General features: G+C 28.7%; 20 protein-coding genes. 7 read left to right on the top strand and 13 right to left on the bottom strand.

Translation table 4 applies throughout. The features are described 5' to 3' along the window. The first annotated feature begins 11 nt into the window (after nucleotides 1-11). The 3 genes from E1I18_RS02245 to E1I18_RS02235 are packed head-to-tail and all read left to right on the top strand — an operon-like array spanning nucleotide 12 to nucleotide 2,531. Nucleotides 12-1,340: an MHO_1580 family protein gene (locus E1I18_RS02245; RefSeq protein WP_141483978.1), complete on the top strand. Its 1,329-nt coding sequence runs from the start codon at nucleotides 12-14 to the stop codon at nucleotides 1,338-1,340. Further along, nucleotides 1,306-1,695, top strand: coding sequence for an MHO_1590 family protein (locus tag E1I18_RS02240; RefSeq protein ID WP_141483977.1), 390 nt, complete (start codon nucleotides 1,306-1,308; stop codon nucleotides 1,693-1,695). The genes E1I18_RS02245 and E1I18_RS02240 overlap by 35 nt, the downstream gene beginning before the upstream one ends. 23 nt (nucleotides 1,696-1,718) lie before the next feature. Then, nucleotides 1,719-2,531, top strand: a complete 813-nt coding sequence (locus E1I18_RS02235; RefSeq protein ID WP_141483976.1) for an HAD-IIB family hydrolase — start codon at nucleotides 1,719-1,721, stop codon at nucleotides 2,529-2,531. 69 nt (nucleotides 2,532-2,600) lie between these two features. Here E1I18_RS02235 and rlmD read toward each other — a convergent pair whose 3' ends face one another. The 5 genes from rlmD to E1I18_RS02210 all read right to left on the bottom strand — a co-directional run bounded on the left by rlmD (nucleotide 2,601) and on the right by E1I18_RS02210 (nucleotide 10,581). Beyond that, nucleotides 2,601-3,932, bottom strand: coding sequence for a 23S rRNA (uracil(1939)-C(5))-methyltransferase RlmD (gene rlmD / locus E1I18_RS02230; protein ID WP_141483975.1), 1,332 nt, complete (start codon nucleotides 3,930-3,932; stop codon nucleotides 2,601-2,603). Between the two features lie 271 nt (nucleotides 3,933-4,203). Then, entirely contained in the window at nucleotides 4,204-5,532 is a 1,329-nt protein-coding gene (locus tag E1I18_RS02225; RefSeq protein ID WP_141483974.1) for a DUF2130 domain-containing protein, read from the bottom strand. A 34-nt stretch (nucleotides 5,533-5,566) separates the two neighbouring features. Continuing rightward, nucleotides 5,567-7,384 (bottom strand): S41 family peptidase, encoded by a 1,818-nt coding sequence (locus E1I18_RS02220; RefSeq protein ID WP_141483973.1) that lies wholly within the window; start codon nucleotides 7,382-7,384, stop codon nucleotides 5,567-5,569. A 26-nt stretch (nucleotides 7,385-7,410) separates the two neighbouring features. Continuing rightward, a complete protein-coding gene (locus E1I18_RS02215) occupies nucleotides 7,411-9,546 on the bottom strand; it encodes a S41 family peptidase (RefSeq protein ID WP_141483972.1) in 2,136 nt (711 codons plus the stop codon). Between the two features lie 39 nt (nucleotides 9,547-9,585). Beyond that, nucleotides 9,586-10,581, bottom strand: coding sequence for an ECF transporter S component (locus E1I18_RS02210; protein ID WP_141483971.1), 996 nt, complete (start codon nucleotides 10,579-10,581; stop codon nucleotides 9,586-9,588). Between the two features lie 228 nt (nucleotides 10,582-10,809). Here E1I18_RS02210 and E1I18_RS02205 point away from each other — a divergent pair, with 228 nt between their 5' ends. Then, nucleotides 10,810-12,183: a M17 family metallopeptidase gene (locus E1I18_RS02205; RefSeq protein WP_141483970.1), complete on the top strand. Its 1,374-nt coding sequence runs from the start codon at nucleotides 10,810-10,812 to the stop codon at nucleotides 12,181-12,183. Between the two features lie 92 nt (nucleotides 12,184-12,275). After that, nucleotides 12,276-12,848, top strand: a complete 573-nt coding sequence (locus tag E1I18_RS02200; protein WP_141483969.1) for a thymidine kinase — start codon at nucleotides 12,276-12,278, stop codon at nucleotides 12,846-12,848. A 59-nt stretch (nucleotides 12,849-12,907) separates the two neighbouring features. Here E1I18_RS02200 and hinT read toward each other — a convergent pair whose 3' ends face one another. Genes hinT through E1I18_RS02185 form a run of 3 tightly spaced genes read right to left on the bottom strand, consistent with a single transcriptional unit; the run spans nucleotide 12,908 to nucleotide 16,797 of the window. Beyond that, a complete protein-coding gene (gene hinT / locus E1I18_RS02195; RefSeq protein WP_141483968.1) occupies nucleotides 12,908-13,231 on the bottom strand; it encodes a histidine triad protein HinT in 324 nt (107 codons plus the stop codon). Further along, a complete protein-coding gene (locus tag E1I18_RS02190; protein ID WP_141483967.1) occupies nucleotides 13,231-14,526 on the bottom strand; it encodes a HinT-interacting membrane complex lipoprotein P60 in 1,296 nt (431 codons plus the stop codon). The genes hinT and E1I18_RS02190 overlap by 1 nt, the downstream gene beginning before the upstream one ends. A gap of 9 nt (nucleotides 14,527-14,535) precedes the next feature. Beyond that, complete coding sequence (locus E1I18_RS02185; RefSeq protein WP_141483966.1) at nucleotides 14,536-16,797, bottom strand: HinT-interacting membrane complex protein P80; 2,262 nt, start codon at nucleotides 16,795-16,797, stop codon at nucleotides 14,536-14,538. Between the two features lie 78 nt (nucleotides 16,798-16,875). On the opposite strand from E1I18_RS02185, the gene E1I18_RS02180 reads away from it, so the two are divergent. Next, entirely contained in the window at nucleotides 16,876-17,439 is a 564-nt protein-coding gene (locus tag E1I18_RS02180) for a hypothetical protein (RefSeq protein ID WP_141483965.1), read from the top strand. A 61-nt stretch (nucleotides 17,440-17,500) separates the two neighbouring features. Here E1I18_RS02180 and rplS read toward each other — a convergent pair whose 3' ends face one another. The 5 genes from rplS to E1I18_RS02155 form a co-directional block, all read right to left on the bottom strand. Next, on the bottom strand, nucleotides 17,501-17,851 hold the full coding sequence (rplS, locus tag E1I18_RS02175; protein WP_141483964.1) for a 50S ribosomal protein L19: 351 nt from the start codon (nucleotides 17,849-17,851) through the stop codon (nucleotides 17,501-17,503). Then, nucleotides 17,841-18,524, bottom strand: coding sequence for a tRNA (guanosine(37)-N1)-methyltransferase TrmD (gene trmD, locus E1I18_RS02170; protein WP_141483963.1), 684 nt, complete (start codon nucleotides 18,522-18,524; stop codon nucleotides 17,841-17,843). The genes rplS and trmD overlap by 11 nt, the downstream gene beginning before the upstream one ends. After that, nucleotides 18,524-18,799, bottom strand: a complete 276-nt coding sequence (rpsP, locus tag E1I18_RS02165) for a 30S ribosomal protein S16 (RefSeq protein ID WP_141483962.1) — start codon at nucleotides 18,797-18,799, stop codon at nucleotides 18,524-18,526. Before rpsP ends, trmD begins: the two co-directional genes overlap by 1 nt. 131 nt (nucleotides 18,800-18,930) lie before the next feature. Beyond that, nucleotides 18,931-19,746 (bottom strand): HAD-IIB family hydrolase, encoded by an 816-nt coding sequence (locus E1I18_RS02160; protein WP_170218519.1) that lies wholly within the window; start codon nucleotides 19,744-19,746, stop codon nucleotides 18,931-18,933. A gap of 386 nt (nucleotides 19,747-20,132) precedes the next feature. Next, the gene (locus tag E1I18_RS02155; RefSeq protein ID WP_170218517.1) at nucleotides 20,133-21,815 is read right to left on the bottom strand and encodes a glycosyltransferase family 2 protein; all 1,683 of its coding nucleotides are present in this window, start codon (nucleotides 21,813-21,815) and stop codon (nucleotides 20,133-20,135) included. 285 nt (nucleotides 21,816-22,100) lie between these two features. On the opposite strand from E1I18_RS02155, the gene E1I18_RS02150 reads away from it, so the two are divergent. Continuing rightward, complete coding sequence (locus E1I18_RS02150) at nucleotides 22,101-22,577, top strand: hypothetical protein (protein WP_141483959.1); 477 nt, start codon at nucleotides 22,101-22,103, stop codon at nucleotides 22,575-22,577. Nucleotides 22,578-22,740: the final 163 nt, after the last annotated feature.

Raw genomic sequence — 22,740 nt, 5'->3', positions numbered from 1 at the left:
TAGTTAACAAAGTGGTAGTTGACCCATATAAATTCGAAGTAAATAACAAATCTCAAGATGTATCAATAACCAATCCACTGCTATTTGGCGCAGGACCAAACCCTGATAAACTTTATGACTTTCCGCTTTATGGTATAAGAGGAAAAATATTAATCCGCAGATTTTTCAATAAAGATAGATTCTATATCACAGTAATTTTTGCAGCACCAGATGATAACAGAAATAACAAACTTCATAAGGACGATAAGCCATTCTTATCAATAAATAATCTTCCTGTAGATAGCAAAATGATAAATACTTCAACCAGAATATATGATTTAAGGAGTCTTTTGAGGAGTGAAAGTATTTTTGACTTTTCAAAATATCCACCATTCAATATGAGTGAATTTTCAAGAGCATCAGTATATAAATTAGTTCATTTAAATGTGTCTTCTGATCAATTAGGCCTTAAATTCAAGGACATTCAATCCATTGTTTTTCAAAGTTCATACGACTATAAAGACAGTTCAGTATGAGAATTAAAAATACGTCCAAATGAAAAGAAAGAAGAATATGTTCAGGTTAATGATGGAAGTGTGGAAATAGACATTCCTGAAATTTACTCATTTAGTTTTGGTGAAAGATATGGAAGTGTCTTAAAAAAAGAGAAATTTTATTTAAAAAATAAAATTTCGTTTGAAAAATTAGCCTATGAACCAAAAACTAAAATTGCAGAAGTAAAAATTGACAGTGAAAATCCTTATCGCTTAAACAAAAATAATCATCATGATATTCAATTAAATGATGATTTAACAAGAACGGTTATGAATAAGAATCAATCTTTGTCTGACTATAATATTTTGGAATTTAAAGGTGAGCAATGAAAAAATCTCAAGGATCGCAGTTCAATATACAATAAAAATATTGAATATATTTATTCTTCAGGTACTGAAAAAAGAATATTTTTATACGAAAAACCAACAAAATATGACTATAAACATAAAACTATTGTTGAAGGTGATGACTATAACAAAAAAGGTTTAATGATCCCGTATGGTTTTAAAGGAAAATTGAAAACTAGTTATACATATGCATTCGACAATGGTGGTTTTGGTAAGTTAGCAGACTATTATAAGGTTTATATACAGAATGTAGAAGACATCAAATCAAAGAAATTAGATCCGCTTAATGGTGAAATTAAAATGACAATACACTGCAAGGGAATACTGAAACAACCTCTAAAATATAGTATGAAACAAAACGATATTGAAGCACTTCTCAAGGAAAAAGAAGTAGACCTAGATTACTTTTTGAAATTCAAGTTAAATGAAGAAGAAAAAAATATTAATACCAATATTTAGTGTAGCTGCTGTTGCTAGTGTTGTTGCACCAATTGCAGTCATTGCAGCAACACGAAAAAGTAATTCAAATATTGAAAAAAAAGCAACACACGATGCTATTAATAATGAAAACATTTTCCCCTCAATATCTAGTTCTCAATTCTATGAATATATACAAATTGAAGATGGTAAACCAGTGTTTGACAAAAATATATTTACCGCAGTCTATAAATATGTTGTTTCAAGTTTACAAAGTAATGTTGAAAAGATTGATTTTGACTATGAATTCAAGACAAAAAGCAAATTGGTCATTAAATTCATTGCATACAATCAAGACAATACATACACACACGAATATACATTAGAAGCAAAATAATCATTCTTTTATATAATTAAAGAATGAAAATAAAAGATGTAAAAATAGTTTTTATCGACCTTGATGGCACTACATTAGATGACAAAAAAAATCTAATTAGTCAGCAAAATATAGCAGCAATAAACAGACTTACTCAAAAAGGTATTGAAGTTGTTGTATCAACAGGTCGTGCTTATAGTCAAAAAACTAAGGCAATATTAGAAAAACTAAATTCTGTTGGCAACCTAATTGCTTGAAATGGAGCAAAAGTTTTTATTGATAATAAAGAGATATTATCTTCACCAATTCCATCTCAAAAGTACTCAAAAATCAGTGAATTGGTCAAAAAGTACAAGATGACAACTATTGCAAACTCTGACTTCAATAATCACACTTACACCAATAATCCTTTGCTCAAATTGATAATCTGAAAACGTAAAGGAAAAATAAATAAAATCAATGAAATAAATCTTAATTTTGATGTATTTAAATTTATTTTTACAACTCCATTGCGATCTAAAACACACAGATTTTTCAATGAACTTTTAAATGAGTTTGGTGATGAATTGAATATAGCATTTTCTAGAAACCATAAACAACAGTTTATAGAAGTTACAAACTATAATTCATCAAAGGGTGATGCAGAAATTCTTTATGCAACTTATCGTGGAGTTGATGCTAAAAACTGTGTTCATATTGGAGACACAATGAATGATTCAACTACTGTTGGAAAGGTTGGTCATGTTATAGCGCTCAATAATGCAACTAATGACTTCAAAAAAATAGCTAATTATATAAGTCCTTTTTCGTATAAAAAAGGCGGATTGGCCAAAACAATTGAGTACTTTTTTGAATAAAAAAATCAAAGTGAGTTGATATCTCATTTTGATTTTTATACACGTTTTTGAGTACCTTAGGGAAAAATGCTATTCTTTTTCGAGTACAACAACTGTTTCAATGTGGTAAGTTTGTGGAAACATGTCACAAGGTTGAACAAATTTAATCTTGTAACCTTTTGTCATTATTAAATGAATATCTCTAATTAATGTATGAAAATTACATGAAACATAGCCGATTTTTCTAGCTCCTATATTAAGAATTTTTTCCAAAAATTCTTTGTCATTGCCGCTTCGAGGTGGATCAACTACAATAATGTCGATTTTGTCAGTTATCTTATCAATGGTTTTTAACACATCACCAGCAAAAAATACTGTATTTATATAATTTGAGCAATTAATTTCGGCATTTTCAACTGCTTCAGGAATAATTTCAAGACCATATACTTTTTTAGCCTTTTTTGCTAATTTTAAACTTATAGAACCAACACCACAATATGCATCGACTATTGTTTCATTGCCTGTTAGATTTAAGTTATCGATTAACAAATTGTATAAATTATTTGTTTGTGCAGAATTTACTTGAAAAAAACTGTTTCAATTTAACACAAGTTCATCGTTGTCTATTTTCTCAGTAATAGTTGTTTTTGCGTTTAAAAACTTACTAAAATGTTGTTCTTTAGATATTATGCTTTCATTATTCAGTATTATATTAACCACATTTTTAAATTTAAGAGTTAAGTCGCGTACAAATTCCATATCAAAAGTAAATTTTTGAGAAATATTAAAAATGATCAATGATTCATTTTTGCTTTTTGAATGACGAATTGTTATGCTTTTGATAAATTTGGCGTATTTAAGCATTAATTTGTAATTATTAATATTGGAACTAATTCATTGTAAAATGTCATTTATTTCTTTGCAAGCAAGATCATATGAAGATTGTTCAATAATATTATGAGTGTTTTTCTCAAATAATCCAATAACAATTCTTTCTTTGAACTTAACGAATACAGTCAATTTATTACGATAATTTCATGCTTCATGACTAGATAAAATTGGCTTTATTTCTTCATAATTCAAATTGCGTTTAAAGTAATAGTTAATTATTTCTTGTTTGAGTTTTAGTTGGTCATCATATGAAATCATTGAAAGTGGTGCTGCACCTGAAGCAAGTAATTCATTATTTTTGGTTTCAATACGCATTGGTGAATATTTGTGATATTTTAGCACTTTAGCAAAGGCATAATTATTGTTTGCCTTCTTAATCTCTATATCAGCAACCTCATCAATAAGTAAATTTTCTACGAATATCTTGTAATTGTCATATTGAATAATTCCATAACCCTCATAACTGAATGCAGTCGCTTTAACATTATTTAGTTTGTGTCCATTTTTACATATTTTTTTATCAATATTCATGCACTAAATTATATAAAAAAAGATGCATAAGCATCTTTAGTGATTAACATATAAGATAAGTAAAGAAAATAAGCATCACGCATAAGGCTTATTCAATTATTTTTAAGAAGGGAGCAAATATACTCTTGAGCAACGAATCCTGTGGAATTCGTAATCATTCACATCGGGAATGCATCACTACTATTATATAGGCAAATTTCAAAATACACAATTTTTTTATTTTTTTGCTAAAAAACAAAAAAACGCTTTTTTGTACATAAATTTGTACAAATTATGCGTTTTTTTCAATTTCTTCTCTTACTTCAGGAAGCCCGTGAGTTAATTTTTTTACACTCAAATCATCTGTTTCAGAATTAATTTTTTGGATATTATCGCGAACACTAACTAAATCATCTCTTGTTTTTTGCATTTTCTTAATTGCAGCATCAATATCATTAATTGCGTCTTCAAAAAATTTAGATGCTTTTTGTGCTTTTTTATCAACTGAATCTTTATATTTATTCAATCTTTCTTCGAATTTTGTAAATTGGTAAGCACTATTTTCTTTTTCGTTTTTCAATACTGCTAACTGGTATTTTTCTTCTTTTGTTTTTAGCGCATTTTTTCTAAAAATATTAATGAAATTAATAAATTGATCAGGTCGAATTACATAAAGATTTGGTCTATTTTTATCAGAAGCATCATAAATGCCGTTAAACATATCATTTTCAGGTTCAAGTGTTGAAACAATTACAGCATACTCACATTTTTTACTAATACGATCTTTATGAGCTTTTTCATAGTACTTTTCATTTTTGGTGTTTGCATACTTAGAATCAGATTGATTCTTCATTTCAAACATAATCGAAATTAATTCGTTTCCATGATCATCACTTTCACGGTAGATAAAATCACCTTTTGAGCCTTCTGAAGAATCATTATCTTTTTCAAATGTTGCATTAGGCAAGGCCATTTTAAGAGTTGTATTGAACATTTTGAGACAATGTTGCTCAAGTGACTCACCTAGCAATTTTGAATTCATATGAAAGCGATAATCTTTAAGTTGTTTTATTTCCTCATCTTTTTGCTTAATAATGAAATCATTATTATTTTTGATTTCAGTTATTTCTTTATCTTTAGAATTTTTTGCTTCACTAATATCGTTGAGTAAAGCTGAGTTTTTAAGTTCAAGATCTTTAATTTTTTGCTCGTATTCGTTTTTTAAAGATAGTTCTTTGTTTTTTAAGTCAGTTTTCTTTTGAGTTTCCTCGAGTTTTAATTTATTTTCTAACTCAAAAATCTCACGATTTAACTTTTCTATATGTTTGCTACTTTGTTCACGTTCAAGAGCTATTTTGTCTTTTAGTTCAATAGAATTCTCTTTTTTAGAAGCTTCCAATTCATGTTTCAATTTAGAAATTTCATCGTTGAGTTTTGATTCTATTTTAGCTATTTCATTTTCTTTTGCAAGTTTAGCAATGGTTTTGTTCGCTTCAACTTTTTCAGCAACTCTTTTTTCTATCTCGTTTTCAGAAATCTGACTCAATATTGTTTGATAGTTTTGAGAAGTTATCTCAAAACTTTGTTTGCAATTAGGGCAAATAATTTTATCTTTTTCCATTTTTTTTACTCCTTTTGTTTGTAAAAATTAATATTTAATAACTAAAGCTCGGACCTTCGTCTTTAGCTTTTTCTTTATTAATTTTGTCAATTAATTCATAGAGATTATCGTTATAAAAATCTTGATAGTCTAACTCATAATCAACATCAACGCCATCTTCAGTGATTGGTAAGTCTTCTTGAGATTCTACAATTTTATTAGCTTTTCCACTAAATGCGGTTATTCCAGAAATATCTAGATTGGTGCCATCAGGTAAAACAGTAGGTAAAACTGCAAACATACCACCACCCGATTTTTGACCAATTATTGTTGCAAGGCGGTCTTGTTTTGCAATATGAGCGAATAAGTTGGCTGCACTGAATGTGTTTATTCCAGTCAACACAAACCAGTTGTATTGACCATATCCATCATCATCGTTATATCTATTATCTTGATTTGTATCAACTTTAAACTTGACTTCGTCATAAGTTTTGTCTAAAGTATCTTGAGTTCAAAGATTTATTTTATTGTTTGATAAAAAACCTAATGCTTTTTGCAATGCTATAGTTGAACCGCCACCATTGAGCGAGATATCCAAAATTATGTTTTTTATTTTATGGCCCGAGTCTCTTTGTTGAAGTGATTTAATTGCTCTATCTAGCAGTCAATATGTGTCATATCTTCAAGCCTCATTAGAATTATTTTCGTCTATTGTTCCACTTTTAAATTCATCAAAAATTATGCGAGCTGTCTTTCCATCAGGTGTTTCAATATGAGTTAAATAATCTTTATAATTGCGACCATCAAAACTTATATTACTACGTTGCTCTTCTAATAATTTGTGAACAGATGCAAAATCTCTAGCTTTTGGAGAAAGTCCTCTTGCTCCTTTATGTTTTTCAGTAAGCGAGGTCGGTGCATCATAAGAATATAAATTTATACGAGAGTGCAACTCGTTAAGGTTTTTATAAACAAGTTCGTCATAACCATCTAGGTATTCATTTGGATTTGTTGATAAAAGTTTATCTTTAACACCTATTTTTTCAGTATATTCAGCAAAATTTGCAGCATTTTTTTCACGGTACTTACGTTGAGCAAGTCCATAATAATGATCGAATAAGAATGCTAAATGATTAAAATTGTTTATTCTACTTTGTTTTTCTACTTTTTTTGTTTTACCATAAAAACTAGAAAGAATTGGGTTTTTTCTACTTGCACTTTGTTCATAATCTGCACCAACAATTTGCTCGCCATCATAATAAAAATTGTAATAACTAGTAGAAGCAAACATCAAATTAAACAAGCTAAGCGGTAAAAATAATTCATTATCGACTAAGAGCAGCTCCATATCATATTTGCTTAGGTCAAAAGTACTAATTTTCTCATTTTTATTTTTCAATGAGTGAGCATTGCTGTCTGTATATTTTAGATAATCAGTAAAATTAAAATTTGATTGCGGTTTAAGAAAACTAAATGCAGCTGAACTATTAAAATAGACTTTTTCGTCGATAGGATCAAAAATTATAAGTCCATTTCTAGTATGCAACTCAAAGGTATTGTCTTTTGAATCAATTTTGCTATAAACTGAACGAAGGTCAAAAAAACCTTTAAATTTATTGACCATCTCATTAAGACTTACATAATTTACACCATTGAGCGTGTGTTTGAAAACTCTAATTTTATTTGGCTTAACTACATAAGAATTTGAAATGTTTTTAGATGGTTTTCAACCATCAAAAAACAGGTTTGGATGTACATTTGTGCTATTTGATGAAGGTAATTCAAGTTCAAAAAGTGAACAAGAGGATAAACTAAAAGCACCAACTATAAGAGTTGATGGTAATATTAAATTTCTGATATATTTCTTAGCCATTATGTAAATTATATAATTAGATGCTTCTATTTTGCATTTTTGTCCAAATAATCCAATAAATTGTGTTCATAGAAATGATCATAAGCCAATTTATAGTCTGGTTCAACACCATTTTCAGTGTAATCAATGTCGTTGATGGAATGAATATTTTTGCCATTGTATGCACTAAAACCATTTGGTCCTGATAGATAAATAAATGTGCCATCCGGTAGTACAGTTGGCAATATTGCAAACATACCACCACCTGATTTTTGACCAATTACTTTTACATTAGGCAGTTTTTTAGCGACGTGCGCAAATAAGTTGGCTGCACTAAAGGTGTTTTGACCAATTAATACGTATCAGTTGTACTTTGTAATGTAATCTTTTTCATTGAATAAGCCATCTTTATTTGTATCAACTGAGTATTTGTTCAATGTAAATTCATGAGATGCAATATTATGCGAAACAATTTCAATTGGTTTTTGAGTAATAAAACCTAAAACTTGTTGCATTGCAAGCACTGAACCACCACCATTGAGTGAGATATCTAGAACAATGTTTTTTACATTATTTTCTTTATCATCGGTGGCTATTTTTTCTAGTGCTGCACGAATAAGGTTAAATGAATCATATTGACCATTTTCAATATTACTTGAACCATCCCCTTCAAAACTATCAAACACAATACGAGCAGTATCTTTATAAATATGTGTAATTTTGTTATTTAAATTCAAGTCACGATACAAAGGATGCGCTGAATATTGTCTTTTTTCTTTCAATAATTTATAAACTCTTGCATGTTCTTTATGAACCGTTGAAAGTAATGCATCACCAGGGTCTTTAATTGCTCCTCTTCTTATTTTTGGTCTTGTTCTGAGTAAAGCTGATTTATATCCATAAAATGATTTAGTTACAATTGATGAGTGCAAATCGTTTAAATAAAAATAAATTAATAGTTCATATGCTCTACGATAATCTTCTGGTTTGCTGCTTAATAATTTTTCTTCCAGTTCGGTTTTTGAAGCAAAATCGTAAAAATTTGTTGCATTGAATTGGCTATATAGTTTGTGTGATAAACCATAAAAATTATCAAATAAGAAAGCTAAATAATGAAAATTATTTATTCGTTGCTGTTTTGTAGGTGTTTGTACTTTACTAATTGAACTTGTATTATTGTCAAAAATGTCATAAAATGCGCTTGTATAACGTGGTGAGTTATTGTATGCAGATACCTTGTCATAATCAATTGCGCTGAATTTATCATTGTTGTAGACAACATTGAAATAGTTATTTGACGCAAAAATTAGGTTAAATATACTTAAAGGTAGATAAACTTTTCCATTATCAACAATAATGTCCATATCATATTTCTTTAAATCAAATGATTTTAAACCTTCATAACCTGAAAAACTTTGTGTTTTGTTTAAAAGAAATTTAATAAAGTTTTCTTTTGGTGGTAAATAATTTGCAGGTGCTAAAGCGAATACTGAATCAGAATTAAATTGAATTCTGTCATTATATTCATCAAAGATAAGTTTTGTATTATTTCCTAGATCATATGAAACTTTTCAAAATGATTGTTGAGCAGAATCGAGCCTACCAGAACCATAAATCCTATCTAATCTTGAAACAATTTCTTCAAAATCAACATAAATATCATTGTTTTTACGACTTTCATATAATGTTATAGATCTAGATGATGTTGAAAAACCTCGAGCATCAATATTGAAGTTTTTTCTACCTATGTCTTTTAATGAATTATCAATTTTTTCATCTACATCAGGTTCTTTATCTATATCATTTTTTGACGGATTTACACGTTTTTGAGTATTTTGTGATTTCTTTTTATCATCTTTTTTAGATGGAGGTTGAACTTGATCAGGAGTTTTTTGGTGTTGGTCAGGTAAACTAGGTTGAGGTTCTTTGGTCTCTTTGCCACCAGTGTCTAGGTCATCTTTTCCGGGTTCTGGTTCAACTGGATTTTCAACTGGAGGAATTGGTATATCGTCTTCATCATTCTTGCCAGGTTCACTAGGTTTTTTTGTTGAAGGTGGCAAGATATTTTCAAGAGCATTATTGATTGGAGCTGATAAAAAATCACATGAAGCAGACGCAAAAATTACTGCTGCTGGTACAGAAGCAATAAATAATTTACGAATAAATCTCCTAATTTTTCTCACGTTATAATGATAATACAAGAATAGAAAACATTAAAAATATTATTGATATGTAATACTATGGTTTTTGTATATTAAAGGTGCCACAATCTTGTATGTAAAATAGATAATAAACATATTACCTCAGATTTTTACAGGGCTTATTATTATGTGTTGGAACATATAAACAAGAATTGACCCTTGCGTACCTGTTTTTTCAATACTATATTTATCAGCCAATGAAAGAATTGGAACGTTAAAAAGCTCAATAACTGCTGAAAAAATAATTATAGGCATAATAATTAAGTACAATTTTGGTTTAAATTTAAAGCGTGCAATAACCACAAAACCAAGCATTGCACAATAACCAGAAAGCATAACTAGAAGCAATGCTCATCGATTTGCAATAACACCACCTTTAATAATAGAATCAGGTACTCTAAATCCAATGATATAGACTACAAGCAACATAATCAAAACAAGTATTCCAATGCAAATAAACATATTTATAGTTGCAAGACCTGATTTGTCTTTTGTTTTTTGTTCATGTTTTACTTTTTTACTGTAAGTTTTAATAATTTTGTCTTCAAGAGCAATGATTTTGTTCTCGTTTTTAATCGGTTCCTTTTTAAGTTTGTCTAATTTTTTAAACATTTTTGCAAGTGTTTCTTCAAAGATGCTATCTTTAAAATCACCACCAAAAAAGAAACTTATTAAACGTAAAAATAATCATGAAATAATACCAGGAATGACTCCATCTAGTATTGCTGCAGTTAAAAACAAAGGGTTAAAATAGGTTGGTACAAACATAAAAGAAAGTAATTCAGCTATTGCACCTACAAAACCACCTACAACTGGACCAAATATAAATCCAGTTATTTTAATTGGAAGCCCTATTATTGAAATCTTGAGTGAGGGTAGTGCAGCAAAAGGTGCAAATTGAACAACAACCAAAAAGAATGCAACCGAAATTGCAATCAATATTCCAACAAAAGAAATTTTTCTAATAGATCATTTAGAAAAAGTACTAAAATCCTTGTCGTTTTGTGGTGTATTCATAACATATGTATTATACAATTTAGAATAATATAGTTATTAATTATTTTGCTATCATAGCAGTAAAAATAATTTATTTATAAACCAGTATATTTTTACCTAAAGTACTCAAAAATGTGTATATTAGTAAAAAAATCGTTAATATAAAAGTTATTAATAAAAAACTTAAATATTAATTATTATATTGTTATAGTGCTAAAATTTATTTTATATTGAAAAGGAGATTAAATAATGTTATTTAACAAAATTAGTCAACAAAGAAATGACTTTGTATTGCTTAAAGCAATATTCAAAGAAGATACAAAACCTGAATACTTGATTGAAAAAAACGCTGTTATCACTGAATATTTATCTAAAAATGAAGCATATGCTTATTTAGGTGAAAAAAGCAAATTGACTTTTGAATCATTGGTTAAATTCTTCCAAACAACAATAAAATCACTACCTAGAAGTTATCAATTTGATGTTGAAAGTTTTGTGACTGAAAATGTGTGTGCAGGTAGAGTTATGAAAGCCTACATTAAAGCACTTTTCTTTGAAAAAGCAAAACTATACAACCTAAAATCAGATCAAAAAGAATGTGAATATGTTTTGGAACCTTACAAAAAAGAAGTAAGTGAGCAACTAACAAAAACTATTGAAAAAGCATTAATTTTGGCTGAAGCTACTAACTATGCAAGAAACTTACAAGTTACTCCACCAAACGTTTTGAACTCAGAATTGCTTGCAAAAACAGTAGCCGAAGATTTTAAAGAATACAAAAATCTTAAAGTAACTGTTCTTAATAAAGCAGAAATTGAAAAACTTGGAATGGGATTATTACTTTCTGTAAATAGAGGTTCAATGTACGAAGCAAGAGTTGTTGTGATTGAATACAATGGAAATCCAAGTTCAGAAGAAAAAACTGTTTTAGTTGGTAAAGGTATCACATTTGATTCAGGTGGTTACTCATTAAAACCATCTCGCTCAATGCTAGGAATGAAATATGATATGTCTGGATCAGTAATTGTTGCTTCAACACTTAAAGCGATTGCTCAATTAAAACCAGCAAAAAACTTTGCAGCAATAATGTGTATTACTGATAACCGTGTGAATGGTGATGCTTCATTACCAGATTCAGTTTGAAAATCAATGAATGGTAAAAGCGTTGAAATCAACAACACAGATGCTGAAGGTAGATTGGTATTGGCTGATGGTATCACCTATGCAGTAAGAAATCTTAAAGCAACAAGAATTATTGATGTTGCAACATTGACAGGTGCTATTGTGGTTGCTTTAGGACACACATATTCAGGTGTTTGAGCAACTAGTGAGAAAGCATGAAGCGATATTTCTAAAGCCGCTAAAAACGCAAATGAATTAATTTGAAGAATGCCTTTTGATGAAGCATTTGCACAAAATATCAAAAAATCAGTTGTGGCTGACTTAAAAAACACTGATTTAAGCGGTAATGCTGGTTCATGTTCTGCTGCTATGTTCCTTAAAGAATTTACTGAAGATGTTGAATACATTCACATCGATATTGCTGGAACAGCAGATATAAATGAAGTTCCACAAGGACCAATGGTTAAAACATTAACAGAATTAGCTCTTTTAGAAGATTAATTAATATATAAATCGAGTTTATCTCGATTTTTTTTTTACTTGTCTAATCAAATAATTTCAATTTTTTACTGCTTGCTTATATAATAAAGTTTATGAACAGAGGAAATATAAAAGGATGACTTGAAATTATCACAGGACCAATGTTTTCGGGTAAAACTGAAGAGCTCCTAAAAAGAGTTAACACATTGAAATGAGCTGGTGTAGAAACATTGGTTATTAAACCTGCATTTGATTCAAGATTCAGTAATAGCGAACTAGTAAGTCGTACAGGTGCAAAATTACCTGCAATCAACGTAAGAAAATCTAGTGAAATTTTAACGCTTTGAAGTCCAAAATACCAAGCAGTTGCCATCGATGAGATAAATTTTTTCGATGATGAATTAATGACTGTGGTAGAAGAATTGTTAACTAAAAATGTAGATGTTATACTATCTGGCTTAGATATGGACTTTTTAAGAAAACCTTTTGGTGTAGTGCCTAGAATGATTGCGATAGCTGATGATGTTAGCAAATTAAAGGCTGTGTGTGTTGTGTGTAAGTCTCCAGCAGGTTTTTCATACAGAAAAGTGCTCAATCAAGACTTGAGATTTTTAGGGGATAATGAGTATGAAGCTCGTTGTCGTCAATGTCATGTTAATGGAGAGTATTCAAAATTTAATAATTAAATTTACCAAAAGTACTCAAAAATGTGTATATTAGTAAAAAAACTCAGTTTCCTGAGTTTTTATTTTGCTTCAAAAGGTATTACATGAACGTGTGTGTGAAAAATTGATTGATCCGCACTTCTACCTGTGTTAATTACAATTTTAAATCCAGCAATACCTTTGTCTAAAACTTCTTGTTTACCTAATTTACGAGCTACATTAATTAAGTGAGCAGCAGTGTCATCATCAGTTTCAGTAATATTAGCAGTTTTTACACGTGGAACTACAAGAAAGTGTCCAGGACGATAAGGAAACTTATCGTAAAATGCTACACATTTATCATCTTTGTAAATAAATTGAGCATCAGCTTTACCAGCAATAATATCTAAAAATATATTATCCATTATACCAACTCCACAAAAGCTAAATCTTTAACAGCTTCACGTAAAGATGTGCTTTCTTTATTAACTTTAATTTTGTATCCGATTTCAGCAAAGGCTTTGATTGCAGTTTCGTATAGACTTGCATCATTTAAATAGAAAATAAATGAAAGAATATCTAATTTGTCTTTGTAAATTGTGTTTTCAAAACTTAAAAGTTTTACTTTAGATGTGTTTTTAGTGTCGCCTTCAGTTTTAGGTAAATCAATTTCAGCATTGCCGATTGGTGCAATTTGATTTACATAAACTAATGTAGGATTTTTTGTATCTCCACTATCAATTTTAATTGGATTAATAGTGAAGTCTTTTTGAATTTCGTCATTGACTAAACGTTCGTTATTAACATCATAAAATCCATATAGATGTTTATTTTCTTTATCTTTCAAGTCATCGTAGTCTCATTTTAATGAGTAAGATGTTGATGAACCTTTAAAACCACGGTAGCCAAACAATTTTTTATCATCATTATGGCCACTAATGAATTCAATTTCATCTTTTAATACTGGTTTTGCTTGTTTAGATTCGCTTCAATATTTATTAAAATCATCAGCATTTTTGTATAGTGCAGGGTTTGACTTAGTAAAGAATGAATCATCATCGTCAGGTTCAGCATCTTTAGTTCATACTTGAGCAAACTTTTTCTCAACTGCATATTTTGTTAGTAAATAATGATTTAATGCGTATCTTAAATCTGCATTATATTTGAAATTCTTATCAACTTTTTTAAGTTGATCTTGGTTTGAAATTTCAAAATATTTAAATACAAAAAGCATTTTTTCAAGTTCTTCTCTAATTTTTGTCTTCTCATTTAACCAAAGAGTAATAAATTGGTCTTTTGAAGGCACTTGACCAGGTTTTAGATTGTTAGCACCATTAAATTTATTGATTTCATCAAGACTTAAGGTTCTATCTCCAGTCCAATCAAGGATTTTTTGAGCAAAATAATAGGTGTCGCTATTTAATTTATTAACTGCATATAGTTGGAATGCTTTATAAAATTGATCAAATAACGTGCTATTTTGGTCTTGAAATGTCTTAATGTATTGTTCATCTAAGTTATCAGAATTTTCAACATTAATTCCATTCAAACTTAGAAGAGTTACACGCGCAAATTGATTTTTTAGGGTGTTTACTGCTGTCTTTTTAATTTCTTCATCTTGCTTGAGTTTTGCAGTTGTATCAACTTTTTGTCCACATGCAACAGATGCTAAAGGAAGCAATAATGCAGGTGTTGCGTATAAAAATCTAAATTTTTTCATATTTTTTACCTATTTTATTGCCTTTCTTAAATCTTTTAGTGTTTCAAAAATAATTGATGAAGCGTCATTTTTATATGCTTCTTTTTTAGAAGCATCCTTATTATTGTGTTTAAAATAAACTTTATCTTCTCTTAATTCAAAGTTAGCATCGTAATCATTTTTTGCTCGGTCTTTCATTCATTGGTCAACTGTTTTTACTAAATTCAATTGAGTTTTGATGTCATTTGAACTTAAAATACTATCATTCAATTCCTTAATAGAAGTTAGGTCTTTATCCTCATATTTTTTATTAGGCACTATTTTTTTATCTTGATCTAAAGCAAAAATATTAACTTGACCTTTGATATAGTTTTTAAATTCTTCATCTTTTAAAAGTGAATCAATAACCAACTCTTGAGAACTTATTGATCGATTAACCAATGTTAATGCATCATATTTTTTACCTTTTACAGTATTTTTGAATTTGTTTTCTAATTCAAAATCACTCTGAATCATTCGTTTAATTGCTGCTTCAGGTGTTTCATTATTTTGTTTAAGTTTATCAAGACTTTGCAATTTGATTAATGTTATACCTTTTGTTGTTAAAAGAATAAATGTGTCTTTATTGTTACCATTATCATTTTTGAGTTTGTAAACGGTTTGAATTTTACCTTCATTATCTTCAAAAAGTTTTTGTAATGGAGCAACAATTAATTGGTTGAACTTATCGGCTCATAGACCTTCTTTTTTAACATCACTTGCTTCATCAAAAAGTTTTTTGAGTGATTTGTTGAATTTAGCAATCTCTTTTTGTGCGTCTTCTTTTGATTTTGAATTGAAATTGTTTTGTTCTATATCATCGATTTTGAATTTATTGTCTTTTTTAAAGTCAGCATCATCAATAATACTTTTCTTAATTTTCTGTAATTCACCAAATAAGTCAATCTCTTTGATTTGTTCAGTACCATATACAGCTTTCACTAACTTATCGTCTAGGAATGCTTTAAGAGTATTGTCTCCGCCACCTTGAAGTAATTGACCTATTGAAGTAAGACCAGTTGAACCTCAGTTTGTTTTGATATCTGAATCATCTTGAGATAATGTTGCAAGAATTGTTCCATATTCAGTAATTTTTTTGTCTAAGGTCTCTCCTGTTGATTTTGCATCTTTTGCAATGTCTTCATAGCTTCTGAAGCTTTCTTTAACCTTATCAAATGAAGAAATTGCTTTGACTTCGTCTTGAATTGGTCAGTAGAATAAGAGTTGTTTGATAGCTTTTTTATTGACTTCTCATTTAGTTTCTTTACCTTCTTCTTTTTTGGCTGGTGCTACACCAGGAAGAGTAAATTGACTAATTAAGTATGGATTATTATTTTTTAAATAGTGTTGAATAAATGCATCAGCATTTTTAGTTTTGTCATTTAGAATGTAGCTATTAGTCATAAAAGTCATTTTTTCTTTTATGCTTGAGAGTTCAAAGTAATTTGAGCCTTTTTTGAAAAATGGAAAGACTTTTTGGCCTTGTTTAAATTGAATTTCACGAGTTAAATTACCTTTATCATCTAATTTATAAATATCACTCGATGCTACTCGATCAATGTCTTTTTCATTGAATTTGGTATTTAATGTGAATCTTCTAAGTGCATCATTTTGAATATCTTCATAAACTTTAAATGAAGCAGCTTCTTCAATATTTTTAGCTCCATTGAATGATTTAAGTAAAAGATCGTTAAATTGTTGTTCTCATTTTGAAAAGCCAAATGTTTTAATCATTTGTTCTTTAATATCAAGTAAAAGGTTGGTGTGTTTTTCTTTTAGTTCTGCAACGGTTTTGAGTGCAATGTCATCACGTTCTTTTTCGTTTTCAGTTCTTGAAGCATTTCAAAGACGTTGATATTCTTTAGAAGCATTAACCTCTTGGTCGTACAAGTAAAAGATACCAAGTTTATAAAATTGGTCAAGTACTTTTTTAGAGTCTTTTGCTTCATCTGCTATTTGTGATGATTTTAAGTCTCTAGTTCTAAATTTTATTTTAGTTGTTTTACCATCTTTGCCAGGCACGTCAAATTCAAAAAGGACGGTGTCATCTTTAATTGGATCAACATTTATCCTAATTAAACTATTGGCAACAAGTGGAATTGTTATACCTGCAACAATGCTACCTGCTAATAATGAACTAAAGAATCAAAATTTTCAAGATTTTGCTTTCTTTGGTTTTGGATTTGTATTGTCCTCTTGTTGAGCATTTTTTCTAGTCAAACGCTCAAAAAATGTTTCTTTTTTCTTTCCCATGGTCTCTCAACCTTTCTATATTACAAAATAATAATATATTATATACTATCATATATTTAACTGATTTATAATTTCAATATGAACAATGTGCAAATTAACGCAATAAAGTACTTTGAACACTTATCTAAAGCTAACGGCATACATTGATCACTTAGCCCAGATTTTGTAAAAGCATTGATTAATATGAAGTTAAATGGTCAGTATTTTGGAATATGTTTGTATTGAGCAGATTTTATAAAATTACAAAGTAGATTTCCTGAGTATTTTAAATATGATGTTGTTTCAAGTTCGCGAAATTGATTGCCTTTTTATCTTTATGATGGTCAGATTTTTTATATACAACTCATTGTTGGAACCAGTGAGACAATGATAAAAAAACTTGATAAAAAAATGATAAATGCATTAAAGTTTTGAAGTAATTCAAAGAGAAGTATTTGAACATATTTTAAAGGTAAAGGTTTGCCCAAACCTACTGTAAATTCAATAGTTATGGCTTTTTTAGATCCTAAGCCAACACAGTTTTTAGTCATTAATAATGTCTATGAGAAATTTAAGTTTTATAAGAATCTTAATTGAAATAATTTAGATTATATAGAATATGAAGGACAAAAATTTCCTTGTTTGAGCAACTTTAAACAATAAAAAACTCGTCGCTATTATGACGAGTTTTTGTGTGTCGAAATTAATAATAAAAGAAAATAAATTAACGTTTGATCTCTTTAAGTCTTGCTGACTTACCGCTTCTTTGACGAATGAAGTTAAGTTTTGCACGACGAACTTTATTTGATCTAACAACCTCAATTTGAGCAATAAATGGTGAGTTGAGTGGAAATGTTCTTTCAACACCAACACCAAATGAAATTTTTCTAACTGTAAAGTTTTCTGCTGTTCCAGTTTCTTTTTTACCTATTACTAAACCTTCAAAAATTTGAATACGTTCTTTTTCACCTTCACGAATTCGAACATATACTTTAACATTATCACCAACTCTAAATTCTGGATGGTCTTTACGAAGTTGGCTTTGTTCAACTAATTCAATTAATCTAGTTCTCATTTTTAATCCTTTCAATTATATCGGGACGATTTTTTAATGTTTTCTCATATTGAGCTTGCTTTTTCCATTTTTCTATTTCAGCATGATTACCACTAAATAATACCTCAGGCACTTTCATACCTTTATATTCACGTGGTCGAGTATATTGTGGATAATCTAGGTAGCCTTCATTTTGAAACGAATCATTTTGGTGCGAAAGTTCATTGATAACACCTGGCACAAGACGAATTATTGCATCAGCCATCACCATAGATGGTAACTCGCCACCAGTTAATACATAATCACCAATTGAAATTTCTTCATCAACAATTTGAACAATTCGTTCATCAAAACCTTCATAGCGACCTGAAATAAATGTTATTTGATCAAATTTGGCTAATTTATTGGCCAAATGTTGATCAAATTTTTTTCCTTGAGGTGAAACCAAAATCTTGTATCCACCATAATTTTCAAGCGATTCCAATGCTAAGTCTATTGGTTCGATTTGTAATAACATTCCATGGCCACCACCATATATTTCATCATCAACATTGTGGTGTTTATTTCTGCTAAAATCTCTGAAATCAACTACATTGATATCTATCAAACCTTTTTCAATTGCTTTAGCAACAATTGACTCATTAGCAAGGGGTTTGAAATAATTTGGAAAAAGGGTTAGAAAATTAATTTTCATTATTTGCTGCTTGATGAATGTTTTGAATTTTTAGCTAGTTTTTCATTTAAACCGTGTTTTTTAAGTAGGTCAAAAACTACTTGTGTTGGTTGAGCACCATTATCTACTCATTTTTGTAAAGAAACTTCATTAATAACAAATTCTTTTGAGTGAGGGTTGTAGTGTCCTAACGCTTCAATGAATCTACCATCACGTGGAGCACGTGAATCGGCAGCCACAATTTTGTAGTGAGCATTGAATTTAGAACCTTGTCTTTTTAGTCTAATTTTTACCATTAAATTCTCCTTTTTTCGACACATATGTCAAGCACAATTGCTTGACACTATCATTTGCTATATTATTTTATTATAAAATGCAAAAAACGATAAAAAAAATGTCAAATATTTTTGCTTGACATTTAATAATTTTATAACTCATCGAAATCTATGTCTTCTAAGTGGCAAATTAATTTTGCAACGCCTGAATTTGCAAAATTTGGTCCAATATGATGTGCTTTTTGTTTCACAAAATCAAGAGAATTATCCATACAAATAAATTTGCCTAAAAAATCAACACTAGATACATCATTACCTGAATCACCTATATGACAAGCATCTTTAGGATCAATACCTAGCAATTTACATACTTTTGCTTCAGAAAAACCTTTGTTTACACCTTTAGGACCTACTTCGATTGTGGTTCCATTAGAAACTAAATAAAACGAAAGAAGCGGAAACTTATCTTTTATAGATTCATAAAGTTCTTTTGTTTCTTCAGCACTTAAACCAAAAACAAAAAGTTTACTAAACTCTTTAATTTGATCAAGTTTACTATAAGGATGTTTAGGATTAGTTTTAGCTCACTCTTTCATATAAACTGAATCCAGGTTTCCATTTTGATACATCTCTTTTATTCCATTTGGATAGATGAACATATTTTTGCTTTTAAAGATTTTTAAGACCTCTTGTGCTGAGTCAAAATCAAGATGTCGATGCAACACAATTTCATTATTTTTATCAACAATTAGTGCACCATTAAGACATATAGCATACTGAGCATTAACTTTGTTAGTTAAATCTAGAACAAAATCTGAATTAATTCGGCCAGTAGAAAAAACAATATGCTTATTTTTGCATATTTTTTTTAATGCATTTAGATTTTGTGGTGTATATGTGTCAGGACCATACGGTTTATCAACAAACGTACCATCAAGATCTATAAAATAAATTTTAGTAGAATTCATATTTATTTTCATTCTTAATCATTAAAAGTTTTAAATTACATTTTTACTATTGAGTATATCGAGCAATAACTGTTTTTTGATAGGTGCAATAATTACCTTCCTTTAAAAATTTCATGGTCTTCATCGATATAATTTACAACAATGTCTTTTTATTTATTTCCTTGTATTCGAAATCATGATTATTTTATCGATATTTTACATTATTCACTAGTATTATATCTATTTTGCAAATGCAACATATTTATTTGTATTGTTGTATAGACAAAAAACAACACATTATGCAGGATACTCTCACAAATCAGACAGTGATTTTTTTTCTGTTTATTTAAAAATTCAAAGCATAATTTGTTATATTGATGTGTATGTCGTGGTTTAATTAGAAAAAATTAATTCTTATTTGTATTTATTTGGTTATTAGATCTCTTGTCCGTTTTGCAATTCTCTTGAATATAGAATTGCTTGAATGATTCTGGTAATTTGAGGTCATAGTCACAATATCTTAAAAAGTCTTTTTGGATTTTATTTATACTTAATCTAGCAGTTTTTGCATCTATGGTTTTAGTTCTAGAATGTGGATAACGTTTGTTGCTAAAAAATATCAAAATTATTGAGCATATTCCAGGTATAACTAAAAGAAGTACTGGTCATATATTTCTAAAGTTAACAAGTGAAATAGCAAGCAGAAACAATGAAAACAAAATTTCCTTTCAATGAAATCTAAAAATATCTAAAAAGCGATATCTATAAGATTTTTTTGGTGTAACAACAAACTTAGCTTTTTTTCCAAAAACACCTAAAATTGCCGAGATTAACGAAATAGTTAACATTGATCCATATAGCATAAAAACACTAAAAAAATATAAAACAAATCTAAAAATATTCATCCTGAATAATCAATATATTATGTCATTCAGCATAGGTGCAAAGAAAAATATAGTTGAAATTATTAATAATCATATTGGAAAAATTTTAGTTATACTTACACCTATAATAGGTAAAATCATTATGTTTATGAAGATGTTAAAAGCAAATATAGCCGTAAGAGGTAAATTATATGTGAACAAAAAAATATCTAATTTTTCAAACCAGCTCATTTTTGACTTAATTATTTTACCTGTAAATTTTTTAATAAACTCTAAATTTCCTTGTGTTCATTTTGAGTGTCTTTTTTTAAACGCAATGTAATCAATTGGATATTCTTCTTGACATATTATGTTTGGAGCAAAGACGACATAATAACCTAAACTACGCAACTCAATCGAAATACATAAATCTTCAGCCACTAAATTAGGAAAACCCTCATTCAACATATTATAACATTCAGCTTTAATCATAGCACCATGGCCAAGCATAGTCGAAAAACCATAATAATTTTTCATAGATTGATAAACTGGTCAGTGCGAATTGACACCAACGTGAAATAACCCCATAAAAAAATTGCTATTATTTGTTGAAATGTGATTTGCTTGAACTATTCCTACATTAGAAAAAGTATAAAAATATTTTAATGCTAATTCGATAAAATTGTTGGGAATAATTTCATCGGAATCCAATATGACATAATAGTCATATTGTTTTTTTAAACATTCTTGAGATTTTAAGTAATTATTTAGATTGCCTGCTTTAAAGCCTACCCTATCTTTTCTCCGAACAACCTTAATATTGTGTTTTAAAGCAAAATCATCAACTATTTTTTTTTCCGACTCGTCATTGGAATCATCTAATATAACTACATCAAAATATTTATAATTTTGCTGCATACTTTTTTCAAGTGCATTTGGAACAAAATCATTACAACACGGGTAGAGCAATAAAACTCTATCTGTTGAATTTGAAACATCAGTTCTTAAAACATACTTATATTGCTTATATATTTTCCTTTTAAATATATAATAAAAAAATACGTATAGAGTGTCCTTAACACCATTTAGTCAGAAATAACTTAAAAAAATAAAGTTTAAAACTAAAAATATTTTGGCCGAAACAACTCTTGCTTTAGTAGCTGTTATAATGTTTCCAAATGGGTCTTTTTTGCCAATATCTAAACTGACATATGAAATTCTTGTCACAAAAAAATATGTTAGCATTATTATTAAACTAGACCAGATAATAATCATTAACCAATAAAAACTTGAATTTTTTCTTAAAATCATTAAGGGATTTTTCTTATCTTTAAACATAAAAAAATTATATAGAAAAAAATAAAAGCCAAGAATATATTTTTAAATATCAAACATTCCTTTCAAATACCAAACAAAATGAAACATTTAATTAGGATTTAACTAAGGAATATAATTTGGTATGGAAAATCAAAATATGCAGCAAAAAACGATTTAATTTTCAGGCAAATTACAATGCACAGCGATTGAACAAATAAACAATTATCAATAGCTTTAGATATCTCAATTTCAACTATAAAAAGAAAGCGAAAACAGTTGAGAGAGTTTCAAAAAACAGGGACTAAAATCAAAATCTCTCACGGTAACTTAAATAACAAACACGCTCTTAAACATTCGGATGAGAAATTTATAGCATTGAGCAAAACTTATTTTAAAAGATATCGATTAACCGGAAATGAGAACAATAATGACAGTTCTTCTTTTTTAACTTTGATTTCCTTTTATGAATTTTTTGAACTCTTTGAATGTTCAGAAACTAAAGATTTTTCATATTCAACTCTGGTTAGACGCTTTAAACAACTTGGAATTGCTAGTCCATATACAACAAAAGAAGGCAAGAAAATTGCTAAACGAAACAGAAATAAATCTATAACTAATAAAGATTTATTCTCCTGAGTTTCGGAGTTACAAGCAAAATCAAAATATTTTTAATTCCTTATGTACGTAGTACATACGGGAATTTTTAAACAAAAAAATTACATAACATTACATAACATAATTTTATTTTTGTGATATAATTAAACTATGAAAAATCTAATAGTTATGATGATGGGAAACGGGAAAGCAAGATATTGCAGAGTTGTTAAGTCTAATG

It is taken from the genome of Mycoplasmopsis mucosicanis (assembly GCF_006546935.1).
GTDB classification, from domain to species: Bacteria; Bacillota_I; Bacilli_A; order Mycoplasmatales; family Metamycoplasmataceae; genus Mycoplasmopsis; species Mycoplasmopsis mucosicanis.
This window is presented reverse-complemented; position numbering and strand designations above follow the sequence as displayed.